23 protein-coding genes are annotated in these 24611 nt (G+C 56.0%); 9 read left to right on the top strand and 14 right to left on the bottom strand.

The window, feature by feature from the left end; translation table 11 throughout:
- Positions 1–57 precede the first annotated feature (57 nt).
- The 7 genes from ARC85_RS12505 to ARC85_RS12475 form a co-directional block, all read right to left on the bottom strand.
- On the bottom strand, positions 58–360 hold the full coding sequence (locus ARC85_RS12505) for a hypothetical protein (RefSeq protein ID WP_023008175.1): 303 nt from the start codon (positions 358–360) through the stop codon (positions 58–60).
- A 192-nt stretch (positions 361–552) separates the two neighbouring features.
- Complete coding sequence (locus tag ARC85_RS12500; RefSeq protein WP_153741085.1) at positions 553–1824, bottom strand: hypothetical protein; 1272 nt, start codon at positions 1822–1824, stop codon at positions 553–555.
- Between the two features lie 349 nt (positions 1825–2173).
- Positions 2174–2710, bottom strand: a complete 537-nt coding sequence (locus ARC85_RS12495) for a TFIIB-type zinc ribbon-containing protein (RefSeq protein ID WP_153741086.1) — start codon at positions 2708–2710, stop codon at positions 2174–2176.
- Positions 2711–2755: 45 nt separating this feature from the next.
- Complete coding sequence (locus tag ARC85_RS12490) at positions 2756–3673, bottom strand: glycosyltransferase (protein WP_114434920.1); 918 nt, start codon at positions 3671–3673, stop codon at positions 2756–2758.
- A gap of 38 nt (positions 3674–3711) precedes the next feature.
- On the bottom strand, positions 3712–4263 hold the full coding sequence (locus tag ARC85_RS12485; RefSeq protein ID WP_153741087.1) for a hypothetical protein: 552 nt from the start codon (positions 4261–4263) through the stop codon (positions 3712–3714).
- A 389-nt stretch (positions 4264–4652) separates the two neighbouring features.
- The gene (locus tag ARC85_RS12480; RefSeq protein ID WP_023008181.1) at positions 4653–5351 is read right to left on the bottom strand and encodes a TSCPD domain-containing protein; all 699 of its coding nucleotides are present in this window, start codon (positions 5349–5351) and stop codon (positions 4653–4655) included.
- Positions 5352–5381: 30 nt separating this feature from the next.
- Positions 5382–7520, bottom strand: a complete 2139-nt coding sequence (locus ARC85_RS12475; protein WP_153741104.1) for an adenosylcobalamin-dependent ribonucleoside-diphosphate reductase — start codon at positions 7518–7520, stop codon at positions 5382–5384.
- A 287-nt stretch (positions 7521–7807) separates the two neighbouring features.
- On the opposite strand from ARC85_RS12475, the gene ARC85_RS12470 reads away from it, so the two are divergent.
- Together ARC85_RS12470 and ARC85_RS12465 are read left to right on the top strand one after the other, a co-directional pair.
- Positions 7808–8014 (top strand): hypothetical protein, encoded by a 207-nt coding sequence (locus ARC85_RS12470; RefSeq protein ID WP_147232538.1) that lies wholly within the window; start codon positions 7808–7810, stop codon positions 8012–8014.
- A gap of 64 nt (positions 8015–8078) precedes the next feature.
- On the top strand, positions 8079–8897 hold the full coding sequence (locus ARC85_RS12465; protein WP_121206340.1) for a DUF6160 family protein: 819 nt from the start codon (positions 8079–8081) through the stop codon (positions 8895–8897).
- 60 nt (positions 8898–8957) lie between these two features.
- Here the strand turns inward: ARC85_RS12465 and ARC85_RS12460 are convergent, their stop codons facing one another.
- The 3 genes from ARC85_RS12460 to ARC85_RS12450 form a co-directional block, all read right to left on the bottom strand.
- Positions 8958–9752, bottom strand: a complete 795-nt coding sequence (locus tag ARC85_RS12460) for an ABC transporter ATP-binding protein (protein WP_011784596.1) — start codon at positions 9750–9752, stop codon at positions 8958–8960.
- 9 nt (positions 9753–9761) lie between these two features.
- Positions 9762–10664 carry an ABC transporter permease gene (locus ARC85_RS12455; protein WP_014421769.1) on the bottom strand — a complete coding sequence of 301 codons (903 nt, stop codon included), beginning with the start codon at positions 10662–10664 and terminating at the stop codon, positions 9762–9764.
- A 66-nt stretch (positions 10665–10730) separates the two neighbouring features.
- A complete protein-coding gene (locus tag ARC85_RS12450; protein ID WP_014421768.1) occupies positions 10731–11705 on the bottom strand; it encodes an ABC transporter substrate-binding protein in 975 nt (324 codons plus the stop codon).
- A gap of 268 nt (positions 11706–11973) precedes the next feature.
- Here ARC85_RS12450 and ARC85_RS12445 point away from each other — a divergent pair, with 268 nt between their 5' ends.
- Positions 11974–13641, top strand: a complete 1668-nt coding sequence (locus ARC85_RS12445) for an AMP-binding protein (RefSeq protein WP_286714948.1) — start codon at positions 11974–11976, stop codon at positions 13639–13641.
- Between the two features lie 84 nt (positions 13642–13725).
- Here ARC85_RS12445 and ARC85_RS12440 read toward each other — a convergent pair whose 3' ends face one another.
- Together ARC85_RS12440 and ARC85_RS12435 are read right to left on the bottom strand one after the other, a co-directional pair.
- On the bottom strand, positions 13726–15414 hold the full coding sequence (locus ARC85_RS12440) for an ABC transporter permease (protein ID WP_121206343.1): 1689 nt from the start codon (positions 15412–15414) through the stop codon (positions 13726–13728).
- A 150-nt stretch (positions 15415–15564) separates the two neighbouring features.
- Positions 15565–16578 (bottom strand): Fe(3+) ABC transporter substrate-binding protein, encoded by a 1014-nt coding sequence (locus ARC85_RS12435; RefSeq protein WP_014421765.1) that lies wholly within the window; start codon positions 16576–16578, stop codon positions 15565–15567.
- Positions 16579–16772: 194 nt separating this feature from the next.
- On the opposite strand from ARC85_RS12435, the gene ARC85_RS12430 reads away from it, so the two are divergent.
- The 3 genes from ARC85_RS12430 to ARC85_RS12420 all read left to right on the top strand — a co-directional run bounded on the left by ARC85_RS12430 (position 16773) and on the right by ARC85_RS12420 (position 19195).
- A complete protein-coding gene (locus tag ARC85_RS12430) occupies positions 16773–17051 on the top strand; it encodes a PilZ domain-containing protein (protein ID WP_183579413.1) in 279 nt (92 codons plus the stop codon).
- Between the two features lie 62 nt (positions 17052–17113).
- Complete coding sequence (locus tag ARC85_RS12425) at positions 17114–17710, top strand: hypothetical protein (protein ID WP_023008186.1); 597 nt, start codon at positions 17114–17116, stop codon at positions 17708–17710.
- Between the two features lie 177 nt (positions 17711–17887).
- Positions 17888–19195 carry an HD-GYP domain-containing protein gene (locus ARC85_RS12420; RefSeq protein ID WP_183577890.1) on the top strand — a complete coding sequence of 436 codons (1308 nt, stop codon included), beginning with the start codon at positions 17888–17890 and terminating at the stop codon, positions 19193–19195.
- Here ARC85_RS12420 and ARC85_RS12415 read toward each other — a convergent pair.
- Positions 19185–20300 carry a hypothetical protein gene (locus tag ARC85_RS12415; protein ID WP_023008188.1) on the bottom strand — a complete coding sequence of 372 codons (1116 nt, stop codon included), beginning with the start codon at positions 20298–20300 and terminating at the stop codon, positions 19185–19187. The genes ARC85_RS12420 and ARC85_RS12415 overlap by 11 nt on opposite strands.
- A 248-nt stretch (positions 20301–20548) precedes the next feature.
- Here ARC85_RS12415 and ARC85_RS12410 point away from each other — a divergent pair, with 248 nt between their 5' ends.
- From ARC85_RS12410 to queF, 3 genes are read left to right on the top strand one after another with little or no spacing between them, the layout of a single operon-like run.
- Entirely contained in the window at positions 20549–21499 is a 951-nt protein-coding gene (locus tag ARC85_RS12410) for an ABC transporter ATP-binding protein (protein WP_014421760.1), read from the top strand.
- Positions 21496–22269 (top strand): ABC transporter permease, encoded by a 774-nt coding sequence (locus ARC85_RS12405; protein WP_011784607.1) that lies wholly within the window; start codon positions 21496–21498, stop codon positions 22267–22269. Before ARC85_RS12410 ends, ARC85_RS12405 begins: the two co-directional genes overlap by 4 nt.
- Positions 22270–22287: 18 nt before the next feature.
- Positions 22288–23106, top strand: a complete 819-nt coding sequence (gene queF, locus ARC85_RS12400) for an NADPH-dependent 7-cyano-7-deazaguanine reductase QueF (protein ID WP_014421759.1) — start codon at positions 22288–22290, stop codon at positions 23104–23106.
- Positions 23107–23115: 9 nt separating this feature from the next.
- On the opposite strand, the gene ARC85_RS12395 is transcribed toward queF, so the two are convergent.
- The gene (locus ARC85_RS12395) at positions 23116–24555 is read right to left on the bottom strand and encodes an adenylate/guanylate cyclase domain-containing protein (protein ID WP_011784609.1); all 1440 of its coding nucleotides are present in this window, start codon (positions 24553–24555) and stop codon (positions 23116–23118) included.
- Between the last annotated feature and the right edge of the window lie 56 nt (positions 24556–24611).

Below are 24611 nucleotides of genomic sequence, written 5' to 3'. Positions count from 1 at the left end.
GTTTCACAATAATGACTACGGGCGAGCGGGTATTGAAGATTTTCGACACAACGCCACTCACTGGCGTTTGATACACAGCTTGACGTACAGGCAGTAGCTTGCAAACAACAGAATCGGCGCTGCGTACCAGAGATAGGACATTTCACTCGCGCCAGAGCGGTAGAGACCAATAACAACCACCGCACTGATCAGACAGCTTGCAGGCGCTGCATACAGGGCCGAGTTGAGTACCGAGAAATCGAACGGAGTGGGGCGGTGGGTGTTACCCACGGCGCTGAAACCGAATACACCCAGAATAAACAGCATGTAGGCCAGAAGCACCTGGCCGATTGTGCCGGCAATTACCCATCCGAGAGTCATGGAAAGTCCTTTTTCTTTGTGGAGTAGTCCGCTGATAGATGAGTGGATTTGAGATCCGTAATTATAGCGAATCGCCGATCTATAGCGAGGGCGCCCGCTTGGCCCTGAGTAGCTGCAGTGATAGCGGCCTAATCGCACCTTATGGTGATAAAGCTGCCGGCCACGCTGTGGCCGGCCAATGAGTATAGGCCGTTACTGCAGGCTTTTGACCTCTGGCGCCTTGGGCGGCGAGGTTTCTGCCAGGTTGTAGCTTTCCATTTCCTTGATGATTGCACTCAGCGCGCTGATCGTCTTGATGATCAACCAACGGTCTCCGGCCAGGTATTTGACGGTAATTCCCCGACCAAAACACGAGCCTTCCGGGCCGCTCATATCGACCACATCGATAATCCCTGAGCCCGGTGCAGGGTTAGTATAATCTTCCCAACTCGAATCGATCAGTGGGTATTTTCGGATCAGGTCGGCGCGAAGCTTTTTGAAGTCCGACTCACATTCGTGGAGCGTCGTAACGTATCCTTGTGCCAGGCTGATGATTTTCGCAATGTCGTGTTCATCAAGAGGAGATTGCTCTTTCTTGACGTGGAGATGGAGCCGCTCCATGTGCAGTCGCAAGGTCAACCCCATGATGTATTCCGGGATCGCGTATTTTCTTATCTCGCGGTTGTGTTCCAACACTGCCAGTGCGCCGATAAATTCGGTTCTGCCATCCAGATGCGCGTTCAACTCGTCCCGGAATTCCTGTTTGTCGTATTCCGACAGATCCTGGCCAGCGGCATTGCCCTGAGTACTCAAAGCGATGGATTTGGATATGTAGTGATCCAGCCACCGGGATACCAACATGATTTTGGCTGACTGGACCTTAGCCTCGTTCTGGCTCAGTGCTTCGATCAGGCTGCTGGTGATATCTTCGAGTTTCAGAGGCTCTGGTTTTGTGTTTGAACCGAACAAGCTGAGTATCTGTCCTGCGAGACCAACACCCGTTTTGGACGTGCCAAGTACTACGCTGGTTTTGGCATAACCACCGATTAAACCATCCACTACAGCCATCGCTATGTCGGCCGCTTTTTTGGCATCAAGCATGAAAGTCTGCTCGGATTCTTCCCTGCCACGGTTCCTCAGGATGGTTTGGTCGCTTTTGCCGCTGAGCTTTATCAGATCCATGGGTTCGGTGGTGATTTCCACCGGTGTCATCACCGGCGTGATGACCACGTTACTGTGCTCGGAGTATTGTTTTTTGGCACTGACAATGGCGCTACCGGTAATGCCTCCCCATTTCAGCTCCATCGTTACTTTTGAGTGCCCGGGAGAGAGGTCTTTGTAGGCGTCCCGGGAATTACGGCCGTACCTTGAAAGGTCGATTTTGCCATCAGCGAGGCCTATCCAGTGTAGCGTGTCATCGGCATCAAAGATTCGGTAATAGACGGTGGATACCGGGCCTCCGCTTGATCGGAAGATCAGTCTCATTGTAATCCCCTCATTTTTGTCCTGCGGTAGTTACCGGAGCAGGAAGGCATCCTGACCCCGTTAGGTAGGAGCACTGCGGACCATCAAAGCATCAGGACATTAAGGCAGCGAGGACACAGATAGTTAACCTGTGTGGAGGCAGAAAGTCTGAAGATGGAGAACCTTGGATTAGTTTAGGCAAAGCGCGCGATAACACCAGTATTGGCAAGTAGGAGGGCTGAATGGCCGATACCGCCGCTGGTTTCGCTTTCCATTGACGATATGGTGGAACCGATACCTTATGACGCGACACGGGTAGTTACCAGTGCCGCGAGAGCGGGGAAGTTCAGCGTTTCCAGCTAAACACCGATTACTCCGAGGCAATAAACTGAACGATAGCAGCCTTTCGGTTGTGATTCTTCAACCAATCCCGGATTTCAACGGCCCTCGTGGTATCGGTTTCTCCCACCAGTTTTTTCAGGCGCTCGACTTTCTTGCTCTCCATTTTTTCATCCCGCACCTTCCGCTGCCATTGGTCGGTGAACACCGAGGGAAGTTTGTGGGCGAGCTCCAGGGACTTGAGTAACGTCCATTCGCTGCCATCGAGCCAGGCCTCATCACAGAATGCGCAGAGATCGATACGGTTCTTGTGCTCGCTGGATACCGAGTACTTGGTCATCAGTTTGCTGCACTTGGGGCAGGAGAGGGCGGTTTTGGCATCGTTTTCGACGGTTACATCCGCGTCTACGGCTTCGCTCTGCTCGACCGGTGCATTTCGTTCCGCCCAGTCGCGATAGTAGAGCAATGACAGCGAGGCACCCTCACAGTCCGGGCAACCCATAACCGGGAGGCCATCCTCAATTTTGGTGGGTTTGAGGTCCGTATTTCTGCATTTAGGGCATTTCATGGTCATTCCTTTTTTGATGAAAGCCAGTTTGGCAGGCTACCAATGTCAATCTTGTCTCGCACCACGGCGGGGAAAGATCACCCGATAAACGGCGCGCCATACCACCGAATCCAGGGGAGCATACCGCAACCCCTGGGCAACCGCGCCCCAGGCCGTCGCCGAGTCTCCTGCTGATGCAAAATGACGGGCTTTCCGGCAGTAGAAGCGGGCCAGACCCCAGCGGATGTCACCGGGTTGGAGTGTACTTCCGTATTCCCCGATAAAATCACGAATGATCGCTTCGTTGGCGGCAAATCGGCGTTTCTTGTCGCTGGAAATCTGGTCTGCCATCACCCGGTAATAACCCCAGTACTCGGGCACATACAGGAAGGTGAAACGGGCTGAAAAACGCAGCCAGATGTCGTAATCGTCGGCAACGCCGTAGCGGCCCGAAAACCCGCCCAGGGCATCGAAGCATTTCCGCCGCGCCATTACCGTGTTGATGCTTACGCTGTTGTCCACCAGCATCTGGCGGGCAATCCGGCCCGAGTACCGGCGCATATTCTTGCGGGACAACTCCCGGCCCTGCTCGTCGATCATGATTTCATCACTGTGAAGGACATCCACCTCCGGGTGAGCCTCCATAAGCGCCACTTGCTTCTCCAGCTTTTCAGGCACCCACAGGTCATCGGAATCCAGAAAACACAGTAATTCGCCCCGGGCATATTGAAGCGCCAGGTTCCGGGCAATGCTCTGGCCCTGGTTTTCCTGAAAATGGTAGTGGATGCGGTCATCATTCAGGTAACTGGCCAGCTTCTCGCGGGTGCTGTCCCGGGAGCCATCATCGACGATGATCAGCTCCCAGTGGGGATAGGATTGGGCCAGCACAGACTCGACCGCTTGCGTGATGGTGCGCTCACGGTTGAAGGTGGGGGTGATGATGCTGACCAGAGGGGCTGACGCAGGCACGGTTATCCTTTCCAAAGATTGTTCCCTTTCCGGTGAAAAATGGTCGATTCAGATCACTGGACCCTTTCAAAAACCTGATTGAAATCGACCACCAGTTCCGAGGGTTCACTGCTCATCGCGTCCGTATAGTAAGCCCTGTAGAGCACATCACCCACCGGATAAACGTTCATGCCCGGCTCAGATGCCAAATCACAACTTTCGGGAACCTGGGGATTGTACCGGTCATCTATGTAGGGAAAGCTCAGCACCTCGTATACGCCTTGTACCAGCACTCTTTCACGAGTTTCCCCGAAACACTGAAGTACAATTCCGGGTCCGTCCTCGAAGGACAGAGGCGTCTCACACATCTCATCAATATAAACGGATCGAGAGACCACTATAGTGTTTTCTGTGATGTCGAGTCGCTCTACCCACCGAGCGGATAACTCGCCGTCATAAAATATTTCTGCTGTGATCACATCATCAATTGGGGAGCAGGCCCTGATCCAGCTTCCTACCTCAGGAGCGATTGTTTTGGCGGCAACATCTGGCTGGTCATTATCGGAATTGCTTGATTTACAAGCCGCCAAAAACAAGACACAACCAACAACAAGAATTTCCTTCATAACGTCCCTATTAAAACAGATCAAAGCGTGCGCTGACTGCATCAAACATGTAACCCCGCCAAATGGACCCGAGAATGGATGGAAACAATTGCGGGAGCAGTATGGCCAACACAGCGAAGACAATAATACAGGCGACAAGGTAACCACTACTGAGAAAGGAATCTCAGTAAATGGCTAACTCCAAATTGACCCAGAGCCAAATGAGGGCTGCTGTTGGGATAGAGAAAAACAACGATGCCAATAAGCTGATTAGCCGTGATTCAATCGGCCCACCTTGGCCTTGATTCCTTGCCATGATCTATGAACATTCCTTGTGTGTGCTGCCTTTAAACAGCAAGGCCCGGAAGCTTCCGCAACCGGGCCTTTTCATCACTCAGCAGTCAATCACCTTAACCGCACTTGCTGTCGCCGCAAGACAGGCAGGTAGCGCATCCGTCCATCACAATCACCGCTTTAGTGCTGCATTTGCCGCACATGGTGGCGTTGGCGGGGTAGTCGCTGCCGCTGTCGTCGTTGGTGGCCTTGTTCTGGCTGGCCTCAAACTCTGCGCGCTTTTCAGCGAGGATGCGCTTGGTGGTCTCGCTCAGCTCGTCGCTTTCCAGCAGGCCGATGGCCTTCAGGTGCTTCTCGATCACGGCGCCGATCTCGGCTACCAGTGAGGGCATGAACACGCCGCCCTTCTTGAAATACCCGCCGTTGGGGTCGTAAACGCTGCGCAGCTCTTCCACCAGGAAGGTGACGTCACCACCTTTGCGGAACACCGCTGAGATAACGCGGGTGAGGGCGATAACCCATTGGAAGTGTTCCATCGATTTGGAGTTGATGAACACTTCATACGGCTGCCGGCTCTCGTGATCGGTGTCTTCGTTCAGCAGGATGTCATTGATGGTAATGTACATCGCGTGCTCGGCCACCGGCGGCTTGATCTTGTAGGTGGTGCCCAGCAGGAAATCCGGGCGTTCGATGTTCTCGTTCATCTCCACCGGCTTGGTGTCGGCTTTCACCGGCGCCTGGTGCTCACCCGTGGTCTCGGCGTCGGCTTTCTTTACCCGGTAGCCGACGATCTTGTTGCTGATTTTCACTGTCATGTTCGTAATTCCTGTCTGTCGGTTCCCGGATTAATACTTGCCGTAAGTGCCTTCTTTCAGCGCGTCGAAGAGGTTGGCGGCGGTGTGAATTTCGCCGTCGTACTCAACCTGTTCGTTGCCGCGCAGGGTCACTTTGCTGCCGTCGTCCAGGGTGAACTCATACATTGTGTTCTCAAGGTCTTTCTCTTTAACCAGTACGCCCTGGAACGCTTCCGGGTTGAAGCGGAAGGTGGTGCAGCCTTTCAGACCCTTGTCGTAGGCGTACAGGTAGATGTCCTTGAAATCCTGGTACGGGAATTCTGTCGGAACGTTAGCGGTTTTGGAAATGGAGGAATCTACCCATTTCTGTGCCGCAGCCTGGATGTCGACGTGTTGCGTGGGCGTTACGTCGTCGGAGGTAGTGAAGTAGCTGGGCAGCTTCTTGTCGTCTTCATCGGAGAACGGCATGGCGCCCGGGTTCACCAGGTGGCGGTAGGCCAGCAGTTCGAAGCTGAATACGTCTACCTTCTCTTTGGTTTTACGGCCTTCACGAATGATGTTCCGGGCGTAGTGGTGAGAGAAGCTCGGTTCAATGCCGTTACTGGCGTTGTTGGCCAGGGACAGGCTGATGGTGCCGGTCGGGGCAATGGAGGTGTGGTGGGTGAAGCGGCCACCTTTCTCGGCCAGTTTGGCTACCAGCTCCGGCTCTACTTCGGCAATACGGCCCATGTAGGCACTGTACTTGGCGTGCAGTACCTTGCCTTTGACCTTGTCGCCCACCTTGATGCCGTCTTCGGCCAGTTTCGGGCACTTGGTCATCATCTTCGGCGTTACTTCAAACTCGTCGTCCATGATTGGCGCCGGGCCTTTCTCTTCGGCCAGGGCAAGGGACTGGCGCCAGCCTTCTACCGCCATTTCACGAACCACTTCTTCGGTAAACTTCACGGACTCGTCAGAGCCGTAAGGCATGCGCAGCATGGCGAGGGTGGAGCCCAGGCCCAGAATGCCCATACCGTGGCGACGCTTGTAGGTGATCTCGTGGCGCTGTTCGCCCAGGGGCAGGCCGTTGATTTCGACTACGTTGTCCAGCATGCGGGTGAAGGTGCCAACCACTTTGCGGTACTTCTCGTAGTTGAAGCTGGCTTTCTCGGTGAACGGGTACTCAACGAACTTGGTGAGGTTCACGGAACCCAGCAGGCAGCTGCCGTACGGGGGCAGGGGCTGCTCGCCACAGGGGTTGGTGGCTCGGATGTCTTCGCAGAACCAGTTGTTGTTCATCTGGTTGACCTTGTCGATCAGGATGAAGCCTGGCTCGGCGTAGTCGTAGGTGCTGGTCATGATGGTGTCCCAGATGAACTGGGCTTTCACCGTTTTGTAGATGCGGCAGGCGACCTTGCCTTCGTTGTTCACCACGTAGCCTTCCTGTACCGGGAAGTCACGGTAGACGAACTGGCTGGCGTCGGTCAGGTCCAGGCCTTCGTCGTCGGCTTCTTTCTGGGTAACCGGGAAGGACAGGTGCCAGTCGTCTCCGTTGCGCACGGCTTCGATGAAGTCTTCGGTGATCAGCAGGGACAGGTTGAACTGGCGCAGGCGGCCGTCTTCCCGCTTGGCCTGGATGAATTCGATCACGTCCGGGTGGTGTACGTCGAAGGTGGCCATCTGGGCACCGCGGCGGCCACCAGCGGAAGACACGGTGAAGCACATGCGGTCGAAGATATCCATGAACGACAGCGGGCCGGAGGTGGTGGCACCCGCGCCGGCGACATAGGCACCGCGTGGGCGCAGGGTCGAGAATTCGTAACCGATACCACAGCCGGCCTTGAGGGTGAGGCCCGCTTCGTGGTTTTTCTCCAGGATATCGTTCATGGAATCCTGGATGGTGCCGGATACGGTACAGTTAATGGTGGAGGTGGCCGGCTTGTGGGCTTCGGCACCGGCGTTGGAAGTAATGCGGCCGGCGGGGATGGCGCCGTTCTGCAGGGCCCACAGGAATTCCTTCATATATTTGTCGCGTAGATTCTTTTTCTCAACCTCGGCCAGGGCCTTGGCCACGCGCTCGTAGGTTGCGTTGATGTCTTTGTCGACAGGCTCGCCGGTCTTGGTCTTGAGCTGGTACTTGCTGCTCCAGATATCTAGCGAAGCTTCCTGCATGGGAATCGTTGTGATCACTGCCTGTGCCTTAGCGTTCATTGCCACCCTCGGTTTTCAGTATGTCTCTTTTTTGAAGACGCCGTCCTCAGCGCCTTACCCCTGTGTGTTTCTGGTACTTCATGGGTTATCGGGCCAGCAGAATCACTATATATGGTGTCCGTGCCTGGCCGGGAAGACTGCCTTCCATAACCGGAATTCTGTGTTGATCACTGCAGCCAGCCTTGTGTCTGCTGGCATTTCTACTGCTTGACAATCAGTAGGTGTTGGCGTAGCTGACCCTATATATGGGCTTATTTTTTGGGAAGTATAACAGGATATAGTGTTCTGTGAATAAGAGAGCAACTATTGATTGGCGCCTGTGGGCAAAGAAAATCAATGGAAAAGTTCTTGAATCTGCGGGAAGCCGCGCCATTAACGGATTCTCTGCATGTCACTACATCTTGTGGTTAAAAAGTGTGCGCCTGAAAAGTTCTGGAATGCAGGTTTTTGTGACTTCTGCACGTATCCAAAAACGACGTGTCGGTAGAGTATGACAGTGGCGTCGTAATACTGCAGTGGCCCACAGGAAGTGATAACGACTATAAAAGGAAAAGAATAATGAAAGGCCTGAAACCTACCGTTCTTGCGCTGTGTATTGCCGGGGCACCCCCTGCGGCCCTGGCGTTTCAACCGTTGGACGAAACCACAATGGGAAACATCACCGGCCAGGCGGGTGTGACCATTGAGCTGGAGACCAAGCTGAACATTGATCGGTTTATCTACACCGATGAGGGGTCGCTTGAGATCAACAACATCTTCGTGGGCGGTACCAACCGGACCGACCTGTTTCCGGAACTGGGCGTTAACCTGATGGGCGGCGCTGCCCAGCAAACCGACCTGCTGGACAACATCCGCATTGAAATCGATGTGCTCAGTGACGGCGATGCCATCATCAACGTGCTGCCGCAGATGTTCGGTGCGGTGGATGTGCGGGTCTCCACCGACCAGTGGAATCTGGTTGGCACCACAGACTCCACCACCATCCTTGATAATTTCACCGCTGACATTCTGATGGGCGGCGCCAATATCGAGATTGATGCGGATACCGACGTGATGAACCTGCGCGCCGATATAGCGATTGATAACCTGGAGTTCGATGCACCGTTCCTGGCGGTGGGCATCCGGGATCTGCGCCTGACCGGTGATACCTATGATCCGGTTCGCAACAAGAACATTCCGGACCTGTTCGCCAAGGTGGACCTCGATATCTACAAGGGCTCTAACAGCCTGGGTGTCGACAGCCTTGCGGTCGATATGGATTCGTTCCGCGCTGACATGACCATTGGCGGTGTGCTGGTGGGTGGTACGTCCATTGGCAGCATCTTTATGGACGACCTGGCCATTACCAATACCCAGATGGTGATCTACGGCCACTAAAATGGCTAAGTAGAAACAAAAACGGGGCCGCGTGGGCCCCGTTTTTGTCTGTCGGGTGTTTCAACCCAACAACAGACTGTCGTCGTCCACCTCCAGGCCGCGCTGTTTCTCGAACAGGCCCAGCAGGTCTTTCACTTCCAGTCCGTCCCGGTCCTTACCGGCAATATCGAATACCACCTGGCCCTGGTGCAGCATCACCGTACGGCTGCCGACTTCCAGTGCCTGTTTCATGCTGTGAGTGACCATCAGGGCGGTGAGCTTCTGCTCCTCGATGATCTGCTGGGTGAGTTCCAGCACGAAGTTGGCGGTTTTCGGGTCCAGTGCGGCAGTGTGCTCATCCAGCAGCAGTATGCTGGAGGGCGTCAGGCTGGCCATCAGCAGGCTGACGGCCTGGCGCTGGCCGCCCGAAAGCAGGCCCATTTTGTCACCCAGGCGGTTTTCCAGGCCCAGTTTCAGCGTGGCAAGGCTTTCCCGGAACTGCCCGAGATACTGCTTTTTCACCGCACTGGTCAGACCTCGGCTTTGGCCACGTTTGATGGCCAGTGCCAGGTTTTCTTCAATGGACAGGTTTTCGCAGGTGCCGGCCAGGGGGTCCTGGAACACCCGGGCAACCCGCGCCGCCCGTTTATGGGTGGGCAGCCGGGTAACGTCCAGGTTGTCGACGATAATCTGGCCGCTGTCCACCATGACTTCGCCGGCGAGGGCGTTCAGGAAGGTGGATTTTCCGGCGCCGTTGCTGCCGATGACCGTCACGAATTCGCCCTGGTTTACCGTCAGGCTCATGCCCCGAAGGGCCGGGTTTTCCAGCGGGGTGCCTTTGCCAAAGGTAAGCCGCAGATCGGTTGCGCTGATCATAGTGCCTCCTCAGGCCTTTTTGCTGGTGAAACGACTGGCGATCTTGGTGCGAACGCCAGGCAGTACGATGGCCAGGGTAACCAGAACCGCGGTAATCAGATTCAGATCCTGTGCCTGCAGGCCGAGGACATCGGCATTCAGGGCAAAGGCAATGGCCAGTCGGTAGATGATGGCGCCCACCACACACGCCAACAGGGCGCGTACCACGGTGGAGGGGGTGATAACGGCTTCACCGCCAATCAGTGAGGCGAGGCCGATCACGATTACGCCTACACCCATGGTGACGTCTGCTGCGCCCTGGCTCTGGGCAAACAGAGCACCGGCCAGACCCACCAGACCGTTGGACAGAGCAACCCCCAGTATGATCATGCCGCCGGTCGCAATGCCCTGGGCGCGAGCCATGCGGGCGTTGGCGCCAGTGGCGCGCATGGCCAGGCCAGTCTCGGATTTCATGAAACGCCACAACAGAATCAGGGACACAATAGCGACCAGGGTAAACAGCAACACCGGCACCTGATGGAAAGCCAGGCCCAGGTCGTACCAGGGAGTCAGTACCGTTTCTTCTGTGAGCAAGGCCACGTTCGGCCGGCCCATGATGCGCAGGTTCACGGAGTAGAGCGCGATCATGGTAAGGATGGAGGCCAGCAGGTTCAGAATGTTGAGTTTGACATTCAGGATGGCGGTTACGGCACCGGCGGCCATGCCGGCCAGTACCGCACAGCCAGTTGCCAGCCAGGGATTCCAGCCTTCAATAATCAACATGGCGGCAACGGCGGCGCCCAGGGGGAAGCTGCCATCCACCGTCAGGTCGGGGAAGTCGAGAACACGGAAAGAGAGATAGATACCAAAGGCAACCAGGCCGTAGATCAGGCCGGTTTCGAGAGCACCGTAGAATGCGATTTCACTGAGCATGGGTAGTTTTTCACCGTGAAAGAAAACGGGCGGGCCCTTTTGGGGTCCGCCCGTGTTGGTCAGGCGTTACTTGTCGTTTTTGACGACTTTGACGGCTTCCTGGATGAGGTCTTCGGGCAGAGTGACGCCCATGCGTTCGGCGGCCTCGGGGTTCACGTACAGATCCAGTTCTTCCATGGTTTCAACCGGCATGTCGGCTGTGCCGGCACCTTCCAGTACGCGTGCGACCATGGCGCCGGTCTGGCGGCCGTGGTTGTAATAGTTGAAGCCCAAAGCGGCTACCGCGCCACGCTCAACGGTGGCGGTGTCGGCAGCAAAAACCGGGATCTTGGCCCGTTCGCCAACGGAAATAACCGCTTCGGCGGCACTGATCACGGTGTTATCGGTGGTCAGGTAGATGGCGTCGGCCTTGCCTACCAGGGAGCGGGCTGCGCCCAGCACTTCCGAAGTCTTGGTGGCCGCACCTTTAACCAGCTCCAGACCGCGGGCCTGCAGGCGTTCTTCCAGCAGTTCAATCAGCGCGGCGGCGTTGGCTTCGCCAGGGTTGTAAACGGTGCCGATGCGCTTGGCGTCGGGCATTGCACGCTGCAGCATGTCCAGGTGCTTCTCGATGGGCAGCATATCGCTTACCCCGGTGATGTTGGCACCAGGGGCTTCCCAGCTTTGTACCAGTTTGGCGGCAACCGGATCAGTCACGGCAGAGAAGACCACGGGCACGTTACGGGCTGCAGCGGCAACGGTTTGTGCGGACGGTGTGGCAATGGCCACGATTACATCCGGGTTTTCACCCACAAACTTGCGGGCAATCTGAGAGGCAATGGCTGAGTTGCCCTGGGCACTTTCGTGCATCAGGCGCAGGTTTTCGCCTTCGCGATAGCCGCGCTCGGCCAGTTCGTCCTTAACGCCCTCATGTACGGCATCCAGTGCCGGGTGTTCAACAATCTGTGTGATGGCAACAACACGGGGGTCGTCCGCTTGAACCAGGCTTGCTGCGGCAAGCAGCGAGGCGCCGATCAGCGTGCGCAGGGATTTCTTGGCCATATGCCCATCTCCGAGTCAGTTACTGTTTTTTCCCGTGAAACCGGGGGCAAAAATTCAAGGTGCGCAAGTTTAACACAGCCATGCGGCAATCGGTGTAGGGGAAGGCGCAGTTTGTTGCGACGAGCGTTTGAGTGGTTGCAGATGCAAATTATTTTGCACGGATCACGTTTTGACGGGCTCTGGTGTGTTGAAATAGGCTACTAAAGTCTAATAATACGAGAACGCGAAAAAGCGAATCCGAAACTATAACGACAAATCAGGAAGGTCCATGGACACAACGAAAAAGCTCCCCCTGGATATGGTCTACCACTGGGAGGCCACCAGCCCTAATTCCCTTTATATGACGCAGCCCATTGGCGACGGTAAGGTGGTTGAGTACACCTGGGGCCGTGCCGTGGATGAGGCACGCCGGATGGCGGCGTACCTGAAATCCCTGAACCTGCCGGAGAAAAGCCGGATTGGTCTGATTTCCAAGAACTGCGCCCAGTGGGTGATGACAGACTGGGCCATCTGGATGGCCGGGCACATTTCCGTGCCGCTGTATCCCACCCTGAACGCCGATACCGTGAACTACATCCTCAACCACGCCGAGTGCGACGTGTTGTTCGTGGGTAAACTGGATGACTGGGACAGTATGAAATCCGGTGTGCCGGAATCGGTTCGCTGCATTTCCTATCCGCTGAGCCCGCCCAACGATTTCGAGACCTGGGACGACATTGTTGCCAAGTACCCGCCACTGGAAGGCAAAACCAGGCGTGATCCGGAAGAGTTGGCCACCATCGTGTACACCTCTGGCAGTACCGGTCGCCCGAAAGGCGTTATGCTCAGCTTCAATAACATGGCGTTCGCCGCTGCTGGCGGTATCGAGACTCTGGGCGTAGGGCCAGGTGAGCGCATGTTGTCCTACCTGCCGCTGGCTCATGTATTTGAGCGCACCTTTGTGGAGCTGGGCTCTTTGTATTCCGGCTTCCAGCTTTATTTTGCAGAGTCTCTGGACACCTTCGTTCAGGATCTTCAGCGGGCACGGCCAACGCTCTTCCTCTCGGTTCCGCGCCTGTGGGTGAAGTTCCAGCATGGTGTTTTGCAGAAAGTGCCCAAGCCGAAGCTGGATCGCCTGCTGAAGATTCCGGTAGTGAGCAAGCTGATCAAGAAGAAGGTGCTGAAAGGCCTGGGCCTGGACAAGGTGAAGCTGGCCGGTTCCGGTTCCGCACCGTTGTCCAACGATGTATTGGACTGGTACCGCAATCTCGGCCTGGAACTGCTGGAAGGTTATGGCATGTCCGAGAACTTTGCATACTCTCACATGAACAAACCGGGCCGTACCCGCACCGGTTATGTCGGCGAAGCCCTGCCGGGCGTTGAAGTGAAGATCAGCGAGCAGGGCGAGGTGCTGGTGAAGAGCCCCGCCACCATGATGGGTTATTACAAGGACGAGGAGAAAACCGCTGAAGCCTTCACCGAGGACGGCTTCCTGCGTACCGGTGACAAGGGCGAGATTGACGAGATGGGCCGTCTCAAGCTGACCGGCCGCATCAAGGAGATCTTCAAGACCAGCAAGGGCAAGTACATTGCGCCGGCGCCGATCGAGAACCGTCTGATGTCTCACGATGCCATCGAAATGGTGTGTGTGTCGGGTGCCAACCAGACCCAGCCCCACGCGTTGGTGGTTCTGGGTGAGGAGATTCGCCCGAAAGCTGCTGACGAGAGCTTCCGCAAGGAGTTGGAAGAAAGCTTCAAGCAGCTGATTCAGGACGTAAACAAAACTGTAGATCCCCACGAACAGTTGGCTTTCATTACGGTGGTCAGCGATGAGTGGTCCATCGAGAACAGCTTCCTGACGCCGACGCTCAAGCTTAAGCGTAACGTGGTGGAAGACGCCTATCAGGCGAAAGTGGACAGCTGGTACGCCAAGAAGCAGCCGGTTATCTGGCAGTAAAGGCGACGGCTTACACGGTAAGGACAAGAAGGCCCGGCAAACTGCCGGGCCTTCTTGTTTCTGGCGTTCCGATATTTCTGGCCGTCAGGCCATGGTTCTGGAATTGGAGATGGACCGGTTCATCAGAATGATGGGGATGATACCGGCGACCACAATGATCAGGGCGGGAAGGGCGCTGTGATAGAGCTGTTCGTCTGAGGCAAACTGGTACACGTAGGTGGCCAGGGTCTCGTAATTAAAGGGCCGAAGAATCAGGGTGGCCGGCAGTTCCTTCATGCAGTCGACAAACACTACCAGGGCGGCGGTGACCAGGGTTCCACGCAGCATCGGCAGGTGTACGTTGATCAGGGTTTTGCCCGGAGTGTGGCCCAGGGAGCGGGAGGCCATGTCCATGCTGGGGGTGATTTTCTGGAGGGCGCTCTCCACACTGCCGGCAGACACCGCCAGAAAACGCACGGTGTAGGCAAAAATCAGGGCAAAGGCCGTTCCACTCAGCAGCAGGCCGGTGCTCACGCCAAGATAATCCCGCATCAGGGAATCCAGCCAGTTATCGAAGCCGGCCAGTGGCACGATGACGCCCACGGCCAGCACTGCGCCGGGCATGGCGTAACCGAGACTGGATAGGCGCATCAGGATCTGCATGCCACGGGTGTTGTGCAGACGGCGGCTATAGGCCAGCGTAACGCCGATGATCAGGGTGGTGAGCGCTGCCGCGCTGGACAGGAACAGGCTGTTAAAAGTGTTCTGAATAAAATCCGGGTTCCAGCTGACATCAAAGTATTCCCAGGCGTAATAGCCCAGGGTGGCTCCGGGGATTATGAAGCCAAATATCAGTGGCACGGCGCAGACGACGACACAGATCATCTGGCGCGGGAAAGACATGGTGAAGCGATGAATCGGGTCACGGTTGTCGCGGGCCGCGTATTGTTGCTGGCGGCGCCGTGAATAACGTTCCAGGGTTACCAGGATCACCACGAAAATGAGCATGGTGGTCGCGATCTGGGCCGCGCCGCCCAGATTACCCAGGTTCATCCAGGTATCGAACAGGCCGCGGGTGAGGGTTTGCACGGCAAAGAAATCGACGGTGCCGAAATCGTTCAGGGTTTCCATCAGCACCAGGGACAGGCCCACGGCAATGGCTGGCCGGGCAATGGGCAGAACCACCCGAAAGAAAGTGCTCAGTGCGGAATGACCCAGGCTGCGGCTGACGGCAAACAGTGAGGGTGATTGTTCAAGAAAGGCAGCTCGCCCCAGCAGGTACACATAGGGGTAGAGTACCAGGCCGATCATCAGGATGGCGCCTTCCAGGCTGCGGATTTCCGGAAACCAGTAATCGCTGGCGTTCTGCCAGCCAAACCACTCACGCAGGCCTCGCTGCACGGGACCGGCGTAATCCAGCAGGCTGGTGTAGACATAGGCAATCACGTAGGCCGGTACGGCAAAAGGCAGCAGCAGAGCCCATTCAAAGAATTTCCGGCCCGGGAACTCGCACATGGTCACGGCCCAGGCGGTGGCCAGTCCGATCAACAGGGTTAGTGCGCCCACACCGATCATCAACTTGATGGTGGTGGTCAGGTAGCGGGGCAGGGTGGTTTCAATCAGATGAGGCCAGATGTTCTCGTCCGGGAACAGGGCCAGGAAGATCACCGACAGTACTGGAAGCGCGACAATAGCGGTGGTAAGGACGGCGCTGATCAGCCACCGTTTTGAGGTGCGTTTTGCCAGTAGCGGTTGCGAGAGCCCCGGGTTTGCACTGGAAACGACCTCGGTCATGGTGATCCTGTTAGCGTAGTGGTGATGAGAAGTGTTGCGATTTTAGATAGTGCGTTGCTTCCCTGCAATGACTGCGGTCATGTTTGTGGCCAACAAAAAAGGGTGCCCTGGACAGGACACCCTTCGGTTTACCGGTTGGTGTGAGGCTGATCAGCCGTCATAGTCAACGCGGTCAACCAGCTTCACAGCCGCTTCGCGGTTGTTGGCGATTTCCTGCAGTGACAGATCGTCCGGGTTGATCTCACCCCACTCGGCTACCAGGCCAGAAGGCTTCACTTCCGGGTTCGCCGGGTACTCGGTGTTGGCTTCCGCGTAGATGCGCTGGGCTTCCGGTGAGGACAGGAATTCCATCAGCTTGATGGCATTGTCCTTGTTCGGCGCGCTCTTGGTGAGGGAAATGCCACTGATGTTTACGTGAGTGCCACGACCTTCGGCATTCGGGAATACCAGGTTAACCTGTTCGGCGATCGGGCGCTGGTTTTCGTCCATCAGCATGTTGCCGTAGTAGTAGCTGTTGCCAATGGAAATGTCGCAGACGCCTTCAGCGATGGCTTTGATCTGGTCGCGATCGCCACCCTGGGGTTTGCGTGCCAGGTTTTCTTTGACGCCTTGCAGCCACTCTTCGGTCTTCTCTTCACCGTGGTGGGCGATCATGGAGGAGATCAGGGCGATGTTGTACGGGTGCTTGCCGCTGCGGGTACAGATGCGGCCTTCCCACTTGTCATCAGCCAGTTGCTCGTATGTGGTGATCTCACCCTCTTCAACGCGATCTTTGGATGCGAAGATCAGGCGGCCACGAGTGGTCAGGGCGTACCACTTACCTTCCGGGTGGCGCAGGTTCTCCGGAATGTTCTCCTGCAGCGTGTCGGTCTCAACGCCGGCAACGAGGTCTTTCTCAACCAGTTCGTTGATGCGTGAAATGTCGACCGTCATCACCACGTCTGCCGGGCTGTTGCGGCCTTCACGCTCAAGGCGCTCGGCCAGACCCTGCTTGGCAAAGACAACGTTCGCTTCAATGCCGGTTTCTTCGGTGAAGGCGTTGAGCAGCGGTTCCAGCAGGTAAGCCTGACGGTAGGAGTAGATGTTGACCTCGCCGTCGGCAGAGGCAGACAGCGGCATGGCGGCCAGAGCGATGGCGGCAGTTGCGGCAAGTTTCATTCGCATAGTGGTGATCCTTTCTGTCGCGTTGCTAAAAGGTGAACGTTCGCCTGTAATCGAATGTGACAGGCAGTTAAAAACGACAACTATTCTCATTGCTAACCGCGAATGAGTCAATAACCCTTCGGGGATATTTTTCAGAAAATAGTGTTATGCTTCAGAACACTATAAGAAGGCAGCAAATGGCAGGGTTTCCGAGCATGGTCGGTAGTGATCGCAGAGAGCATAGCCGCACGGCAATGAGTGCAAAAGTGAAGTTGGTCCATGAACAGTTGGGAGAATTCGTCTTCTCTACCCGTGACATCTCAGACGGCGGCGTTTTCATCGTTGTGGGTGAACAGGTCTTCGAGCCCTCCTTGGGCGATTGCGTAAGCGTTCAGGTGCAGGGGCTTCCTGCGCCGGCCCCCATTCTGGATATGGTGGTGGTGCGTCGCACGGTTGACGGGTTCGGGTTGCAGTTTGCCGATACTGCCGAATAGTTGGCGGAAGAGAATTTCATGATGGAGATAATGGGCTCAGTTAAAAGGAAAGGTTTTGCCTGATGAGTTCACCTGCGTATTTCAGATTGATGGTCTCGGTGTTTGTTGTGCCGATGGCAATGCTATCAGGATGCGCCAGCTACTATACCCACTATGCCATGTTCCCCGCGGAGAATTCCGCGGGTGAAACCCGGCAGGTGCGGGTGAACTGGCAAAGCGCGGAGTATCCAGAGTGGTGGCCGGGCCGTAATCAGGCCACCACCATGAAACTGGAAACCCAGTGTAGTGAACGGGTCTGGCGTATTGCCGACAGCAGTCATGACAGTGCTGGTGATTGTGGTGATGGCATTCGTGCTTGTGGAGACCCCTCGCTGGATGTCTTGGCGGCAACAGGTTCGCCAGCCACAGGGCAGTCTTCCTGTCTCACGGTAAAAACGCCGCAGGGAGGAGGCCGGGTGGCCGATGTCGGCAGCCGCTTTGAGCTTCTGGTTTCCTGCCACCCTGCGAGGGCAACCCTGATGAAGGGTGGCGAAGAGGTGAATGTTGATTACATTCGTCCGTCTGCAGTCGCCTATACGGTTTATGCCAGGAAGGTGCCCCGGGGCTCTTTGAATGCGCGTCTGCCGGATTTTGACGAGACTCAGTGCCTGGAAGATTGAAGTCTGTCTGCTTTTTCCTGTGAGCTTGGTCACAGTGATACATTTCGTTGCCGAGTGAAAATCTGAGTTACGACTTGTTGCGCTTTGGTGACGGTTCGCTACCAAATAGTAATGGTGTCTTGCCGTTAACGTGGCAAACTGGGAACTGTCAAAGAATCCCTGTTCCTGAGGTGTCTAGTGGGCGTTCGTCAGAAAAAAATTGCGGCACATGATCTTGAGATCGGCATGTTCGTGTCTGATCTTGATCGCCCCTGGCATCAAACACCGTTTCCCATCCAGGGCTTTTACCTCCGTTCCGAAAACGATCTGAAAGCCGTTGTCTCCCACTGTAAGTGGGTGATGGTCGATGTGGCGGAAACCCGCGAGGAAATCACCCTCGGGCCAGACAAGGTTCGCCCTTTTGCCCGACGTTCCAACGCCCGGTCCGGTGGTCGTGAGCAATTGCAGCTGGCGCCACTTAGTATTCGCGAACCGGTTGCCTACAAGAACGAAGTGCCTCTCCGAAAAGAGCTCAAAGTATCCCGCAAACTTCTCAGTGATGCGGAACTGGCGCTAAGCCGGATGTTCGAGACCATCCAGGATGACCAGATGCCGGATTTGCGCCCGGCTGCGGAGGTCACCCGCCGCATGGTAGAGAGCGTCGTTCGCCAGCCGAACGCGCTTTTGTGGTTGAGCCGCACCCGCCAGTATGATGATTTTGTGTATCGGCATGCCCTGAATACCGCAGTATGGGCCCTGGTGTGTGGCCGGCAGCTAGGATTGAACGAAGGGCTCCTGAACCATCTGGGAGTGGGGTGTCTTTTGTCGCAGGTGGGTAAGACCGCATTGCCTAAAGAGATGCTGGCCCGAGAGCACCGTCTATCCACTGAAGAATACGCGGCTTATCGCACCTATGTCGAACGTGGTTGTCAGATGCTGGAAGGCGCGGGTCTCTCCAGAGCCGTTATGAGCGTGGTTCAGGGGCACCGCGAGCGGCACAATGGTTCCGGCTTTCCACAGGGAATTCGTGGCGACCGTATCCCGCTGCTGGCAAAAGTTGCAGGTATTGCAGAATTCTTCGAGTCTTTGATTGCGCCCAGGGATGATCAGGATCCCATGACACCGGCAAAAGCGGTATCGCTGTTGTACGATATGCGCAACATCGAATTTCAGGAAGATCTTGTTGAGGCTTTTATCCAGGGTGTGGGCGTGTATCCGACCGGTACTCTGGTGGAGCTTTCTGATGGCCAGCGTGGCATTGTGGTATCCCATTCACCGGGAAGGAGGCTGTGGCCCAGCGTGATGGTCATGCAGGACGCCGAGCATCGGCCGCTGAAATCCGCAAAGATTGTTGATCTGGCCCGGCACAATGAGTCCCGAGGCGCCTCGGAGTTACTGACCGTGCGCGAGTGTTTGCCCCATGGCACCGAGGGCCTGGACCCGGCTGGCTACGATGTAACAGGTGCCGAGTCCCGTTGGTCCCTGGGTAAACTGATTAATCGATAAGTATGCGTATCTGCTTGCGCACCCAGCGATAGGTGCCCTCCGGCCGGAAGTTCACCAGAATTTCTGATTCACCGCCTGTGGGGCCGTCGACCACGTACTCCACTTCTGCCTCTTGCCAGCTTTCGGCGTTAACATAAACGTCGGTTGGGCGTGTGCTTTGGGCTTGCAGCTGGGCCAGTTGAGCGTCCCCCCTGATCTTTTTGACTTTCACGGACTTGATGCTGGTGTCGCCGGCGGCGTGTGTGGCGTCTTCCGGTGACAGGTAGTACTGCCTTGATAACTTCCGGGTTATAGCGGCGAGCTCTCTGCGAAGGTAATTGCGGGCCTGTTCGTTGTCGAATTCATCCATGTTGCGCACGGACTGGAGAATTCGTTCCCGGAGCGCCTCCAGATCTTCCTTGTAGTCGATATCAGGATCCAGCTCACCATCTACAGGGCGGTCATCGGCGTTGTCGATTTCCTCCTGGGTTGGCGGCTCACCGCACAGTGGGTCGTCTTTCGGGTGGAAGCAGATCTCCGCCAGGATCTGGTTGGCCGGCGAATTCTCGGCGGTAAACTCGCCGATGCTGACATTGAAATCTATGGTGTTCGGCAGGTTAGGATCATCAAGCGCCTGGTTGAGCTGGTTGATGACTCGCTCGCGGATGTCGATGCCCTCGTCGTCGTCTACGTTCTCGGTCCAGTTCAGGGCCAGAAGGAAGCGGGACAGGTTCATCAGTGTGTTGTTCTCAAACAATAGCTGTTCACGGACCTGGTGGCTGTTCAGTCCTTCATCGTCAACGGCCGGGGTTTGCAGGGCCGCGCGGGTGTCTTCCTGAAATTCCAGGAAGGTCACGTATTCCCTTGCCGGAATCCCCTCTGCGATAGGGAGATTGCCTACTTTGACCGAGATTGTCTCGCCGGGGTAATAGCGGAACTCGCCACGGGTGTTGGTCTTTCCGGACTGACTGGCAGTCTGGTAGGTCAGCCCACCAACGCCCTGGAAATGAATTTGCCCGGTGCGGGTATCGTCGGATCCGGAGCTGCTGCCACTATCGAAGCAGCCGGTCAGGGCGATGGCTGCAGAGAGTGGCAGAATAAAGCGGGTGAGGTGAACGAGTTTCATGGCGTTTCGTACAATCCCTTCGCGTTGACCTGGAGCATCCGGTGGCCGGTGTCCGATTTGTAAGTTGTTGTAACTGCATTATAGGGATGGCACTTCGGCTATATCGGGAATCCTGTCGCAGTTTGAGGGTTTGGGACACCTGGCTTTAATTGGCTTCGTCCCTTGAATTTTCGGGCGTTGACTCAATCAAATAGCTCTCTATCTTTTTAGCTCCTCTGGAGCCAGGTTTCTGAACAACGGTGGGGTATATGACCTACGCACTGGACATTGAAGGGCTGACCAAGAACTACAGCGATGGTTTTCAGGCCCTCAAAGGCATTGATCTGCACGTTCGGGAAGGCGATTTTTTCGCCTTGCTGGGCCCAAACGGGGCCGGCAAGTCGACCACTCTTGGGATTGTTTCCTCTCTGGTAAACAAGTCGGGCGGCAAGGTCAGGGTGTTCGGCCATGATATCGATACAGACCTCTCAAGCGCCAAACTCTCCTTGGGTGTGGTTCCACAGGAATTCAATTTTAACCAGTTCGAGAAGGTGGAAGATATCGTCACCACGCAGGCTGGTTATTACGGCATACCCCTGAAAACCGCACGGGTGTCTGCGGAAAAGTATCTGAAGAAGCTCGGGCTCTGGGACAAGCGCAACACACCGGCCAGGATGTTGTCCGGTGGTATGAAACGCCGCCTGATGATCGCCCGGGCACTGGTACATGAGCCCAGATTGCTGATTCTTGATGAGCCGACGGCCGGTGTGGATATCGAATTGCGTCGCTCCATGTGGCAATTCCTGGAGGAGATGAATCGTCAGGGGACTACCATCATTCTGACCACCCACTATCTGGAGGAGGCGGAAGCCCTGTGCCGCAATATTGCCATTATTGATCATGGGGAAATCATCCGGCACACCAGCAAGCGGGAACTGCTGCAACAGCTCAGTGTAGAAACCTTTGTACTGGATACCGAGCAGCCGTTAGAGAAAGCCCCTGAACTGACTGCATTCAAAGCCAGCCTGGATGACGATGGTGCGCTTGAAGTGGAAGTTGCCAAGGGACAGGGTTTGAACGCTCTGTTTATCGAACTGGAGAACCTGGGTATTCGTGTGCTGAGCATGCGAACCAAGGCCAACCGGCTGGAAGAGCTGTTCGTTCGCATGGTTGAGGAGAACGCCCGGGAGGCAGAGAAAGCCAGCGAGGTGACAGCATGACACCGCAAGCACTGTGGACAGCCTTTACAACCATCGTTACCCGCGAGGTTCGGCGCTTTACCCGGATCTGGCCGCAGACGCTGTTGCCGCCGGCCGTCACGATGACGCTGTATTTTATTATTTTTGGCAACCTGATTGGTTCCCGCATCGGTGAAATGGGCGGCTACGACTATATGCAGTTCATTGTGCCGGGCCTGATCATGATGGCGGTGATCACCAATTCCTACTCCAATGTGGTGTCGTCGTTTTTCTCTATGAAGTTCCAGCGCAGTATTGAGGAATTGCTCGTGTCGCCGGTGCCGAACTGGACCATCCTGGCGGGCTATGTGGCTGGTGGTATGGCCCGGGGTCTGAGTATCGGCCTGATCGTCACCTTGCTGTCGCTGGCATTCACTCAGTTAAGTATCCATAACCTGCTGATGGTGGTTATCACGGTGATTCTCACATCGGCATTGTTCTCTCTGGGTGGCTTCATCAACGCCATGCTGGCGACCAAGTTTGATGACATTTCCATTGTCCCGACCTTTGTGCTTACTCCGCTAACGTACCTTGGGGGTGTGTTCTACAGCATCGACATGCTGCCGTCGTTCTGGCAGGGCGTGTCCATGGCGAATCCGATCCTGTATATGGTTAACGGTTTTCGCTTCGGCATACTGGGTGTTTCGGACGTTAATCCGTTCGTGTCTCTTGGTATGATTCTGGTTTTCATCGTCTTGCTGGCGGCGGTAGCCTTGCGCATGCTTGCCCGTGGCAAGGGCATTCGACACTGATTCTATTCCGGAACTGATATGGCTCTTGATAACGCGCCACTGGGCAAGTCCAGTGAATACCCTGATCAGTATGATCCGTCTCTGCTGTTCCCGGTGGCCCGGGAAGAAAACCGCCGGCGAATCGGCCTGGACGATGGTCGCTGGCCCTGGTTTGGCGAGGACATGTGGCAGGCGTGGGAAATCTCCTGGCTGAAGCCCGGCGGTGTACCGGCCGTGGCCTGGGGAGAAATCCGGTTTCCTGCGGCATCGCCTGCCATTATTGAGAGCAAATCCCTGAAGTTGTATCTGAACTCTCTGAATCAGGCGGTGTTCTCGTCTCCGGATCAAGTGGCCGAGACCATTACCCAGGATCTTTCGAGTGCCTGTGGTGCGGCGGTGGATGTGACGCTTCTGAGTGTGGATGACTCAGCGCCTGCAATCGGCCGGCCCGAAGGATACGAGTTGATCGATGATGAAACGCTAGAGCAGGTGGCCTACGACTATGCGCCTGAGTCGCTGACAACCAGCGAGCCGGTGGTCAGTGAAGGCTTGTGTTCACATCTTCTGAAAAGCAACTGTCCAGTGACCGGCCAACCCGACTGGGCCACGGTACTGATTCGCTATTCCGGGAGGAAGATTGATCGGGCAGGGTTGCTGCGCTATATCGTGAGCTTCCGTCAGAAACAGGATTTTCACGAACATTGTGTTGAAACCATCTTTACTGACTTGATGGCGAGGTGTCAGCCGGAATCCTTGATGGTGTGCGCCCGTTACACCCGGCGTGGTGGCCTGGATATCAACCCCTGGCGCAGCACATGTGCTGAAGATGGTCCGGGGCCGCGGCTGGTTAGGCAGTAGCAGGCTCGGCTATTCGGTATCGTCTTCCTGACGCAGTCGGTCGGCTGCGTCTTCGAGGGCGCTGAGTATGGCTTTGCGCTCCCGTTCGGTGACCTTATCGGAATCCAGGTACATGGCAAAGCCGCTGTGTTCGTGTTCCAGGAAGCTACGGTGAGGCCCCATGTCGCGCCGGAAATCCACCACCTCGTAGATGGGCACCGGCTTGCCAAAGCCTTTTACGGTAATCTCGCCCTTGTCCCGGCACATAATGCGGTCTTTGATCAGCGAGAAGGTCTCATACGACACCAGAATCTCGCCTGGTTCCGCCAGGGACTCCAGTCGGCTGGCGAGGTTCACTTCCTTGCCGATAATGGTGTAATCCATCCGGTTTTCGGCGCCGAAGTTACCAACCGTGGTGTAGCCGGTACTGATGCCCATGCGGATTTCCAGGGGCGTCTTGATGCCCTGGCTGCGCCATTTCTGGCGCATGATCTTCATGTGTTTGCGCATCTCGATGGCCATGGACACACACGAGAACGCATCTTCTTTCTGGCCGCGACTGGTCGGATCGCCAAAGAACACCATGATGGAATCGCCGACAAACTTGTCGATGGTGCCGCCGTATTTCAGGGCGACCTCTGACATTTCGTTGAAGTAGTGATTCAGAAGCTCGGTAAGGGCTTCCGGCTCCATCTCCTCCGACAGTTCAGTAAAGCCTTTTATGTCTGAGAAAAACACTGCCAGTTTCTTGCGCTGGGTTTCAAGCCGAACATCCCGTTCCCCGGTAAAGATGGACTGCCAGACCTGAGGCGACAGGTATTTCGAGAGCTTGTGGGACAGGGCGATGGACTGTTCCCGCTGGTTCTGAATCTGGGTCTTTGCCAGCAGCAGGGCCCGGGCCTGCTGGTGTGAGTAATAGGCGGTAACGCAGATGTACGTGCCTGTGGCCAAAATGGCGACGATGCTGGTGAGCAGCGGGGCTTCCAGATCGGCGGCGGTGCCGGTTGCCGCCACTGTGGCGGCCATGGCGGCAGACATGAGCGCTGTGCCGAACAACCATTGCCTGACGCCGCCCACGATCAGACAGCTGAACATCAGCATCAGGACAACCGATACCGATGGAATGGCGATCAATCCGATCAAGCCAATAAAGCTGCCTCCGATTATGCAGTCGAGGAACAGCATTTTTTGCCGAATCCGGGCTGAACGTCGCAGGAAGGTTCGCCGTGTAAGCACGTGCGCGAGATGTGGCCAGATCAGAGCGCCAGCCACCATCCAGAGAAGCAATTGGGGAAACACATCCTGAAGGACACCCGTGACAATAATGGCGGCAGTGGCGGTGTAGGCCAGTATCCGACCGTTGTAATCGGGCATCGGTGGAATCGCCACCGTGTGGTCGTAGATGTCGCCTTGCCCCAGCTTGCCGGTATTGCCGGTTACGCTGCGTAATTCAGCGGGTGCGCTCATCATTTTCAGAACCGGATCCTTCCGATAAGTATGTCGCTCATTGTATGCTGCCGATTCTT

The organism is Marinobacter sp. tcs-11 (genome assembly GCF_002049515.1).
Classification (GTDB): Bacteria; Pseudomonadota; Gammaproteobacteria; order Pseudomonadales; family Oleiphilaceae; genus Marinobacter; species Marinobacter nauticus.
The sequence above is the reverse complement of the archived record's forward strand: the minus strand, read 5'-3'. Positions and strand labels throughout refer to the sequence as shown.

Bases quoted from the DNA above. Each gene is read 5' to 3' on its own strand.
- ARC85_RS12505 (WP_023008175.1), bottom strand. From the start codon at position 360: ATGACTCTCGGATGGGTAATTGCCGGCACAATCGGCCAGGTGCTTCTG.
- ARC85_RS12500 (WP_153741085.1), bottom strand. From the start codon at position 1,824: ATGAGACTGATCTTCCGATCAAGCGGAGGCCCGGTATCCACCGTCTAT.
- ARC85_RS12495 (WP_153741086.1), bottom strand. From the start codon at position 2,710: ATGAAATGCCCTAAATGCAGAAATACGGACCTCAAACCCACCAAAATT.
- ARC85_RS12485 (WP_153741087.1), bottom strand. From the start codon at position 4,263: ATGAAGGAAATTCTTGTTGTTGGTTGTGTCTTGTTTTTGGCGGCTTGT.
- ARC85_RS12480 (WP_023008181.1), bottom strand. From the start codon at position 5,351: ATGACAGTGAAAATCAGCAACAAGATCGTCGGCTACCGGGTAAAGAAA.
- ARC85_RS12475 (WP_153741104.1), bottom strand. From the start codon at position 7,520: ATGAACGCTAAGGCACAGGCAGTGATCACAACGATTCCCATGCAGGAA.
- ARC85_RS12465 (WP_121206340.1), top strand. From the start codon at position 8,079: ATGAAAGGCCTGAAACCTACCGTTCTTGCGCTGTGTATTGCCGGGGCA.
- ARC85_RS12460 (WP_011784596.1), bottom strand. From the start codon at position 9,752: ATGATCAGCGCAACCGATCTGCGGCTTACCTTTGGCAAAGGCACCCCG.
- ARC85_RS12455 (WP_014421769.1), bottom strand. From the start codon at position 10,664: ATGCTCAGTGAAATCGCATTCTACGGTGCTCTCGAAACCGGCCTGATC.
- ARC85_RS12450 (WP_014421768.1), bottom strand. From the start codon at position 11,705: ATGGCCAAGAAATCCCTGCGCACGCTGATCGGCGCCTCGCTGCTTGCC.
- ARC85_RS12445 (WP_286714948.1), top strand. From the start codon at position 11,974: ATGGACACAACGAAAAAGCTCCCCCTGGATATGGTCTACCACTGGGAG.
- ARC85_RS12440 (WP_121206343.1), bottom strand. From the start codon at position 15,414: ATGACCGAGGTCGTTTCCAGTGCAAACCCGGGGCTCTCGCAACCGCTA.
- ARC85_RS12435 (WP_014421765.1), bottom strand. From the start codon at position 16,578: ATGCGAATGAAACTTGCCGCAACTGCCGCCATCGCTCTGGCCGCCATG.
- ARC85_RS12430 (WP_183579413.1), top strand. From the start codon at position 16,773: ATGGTCGGTAGTGATCGCAGAGAGCATAGCCGCACGGCAATGAGTGCA.
- ARC85_RS12425 (WP_023008186.1), top strand. From the start codon at position 17,114: ATGAGTTCACCTGCGTATTTCAGATTGATGGTCTCGGTGTTTGTTGTG.
- ARC85_RS12415 (WP_023008188.1), bottom strand. From the start codon at position 20,300: ATGAAACTCGTTCACCTCACCCGCTTTATTCTGCCACTCTCTGCAGCC.
- ARC85_RS12410 (WP_014421760.1), top strand. From the start codon at position 20,549: ATGACCTACGCACTGGACATTGAAGGGCTGACCAAGAACTACAGCGAT.
- ARC85_RS12405 (WP_011784607.1), top strand. From the start codon at position 21,496: ATGACACCGCAAGCACTGTGGACAGCCTTTACAACCATCGTTACCCGC.
- queF (WP_014421759.1), top strand. From the start codon at position 22,288: ATGGCTCTTGATAACGCGCCACTGGGCAAGTCCAGTGAATACCCTGAT.
- ARC85_RS12395 (WP_011784609.1), bottom strand. From the start codon at position 24,555: ATGATGAGCGCACCCGCTGAATTACGCAGCGTAACCGGCAATACCGGC.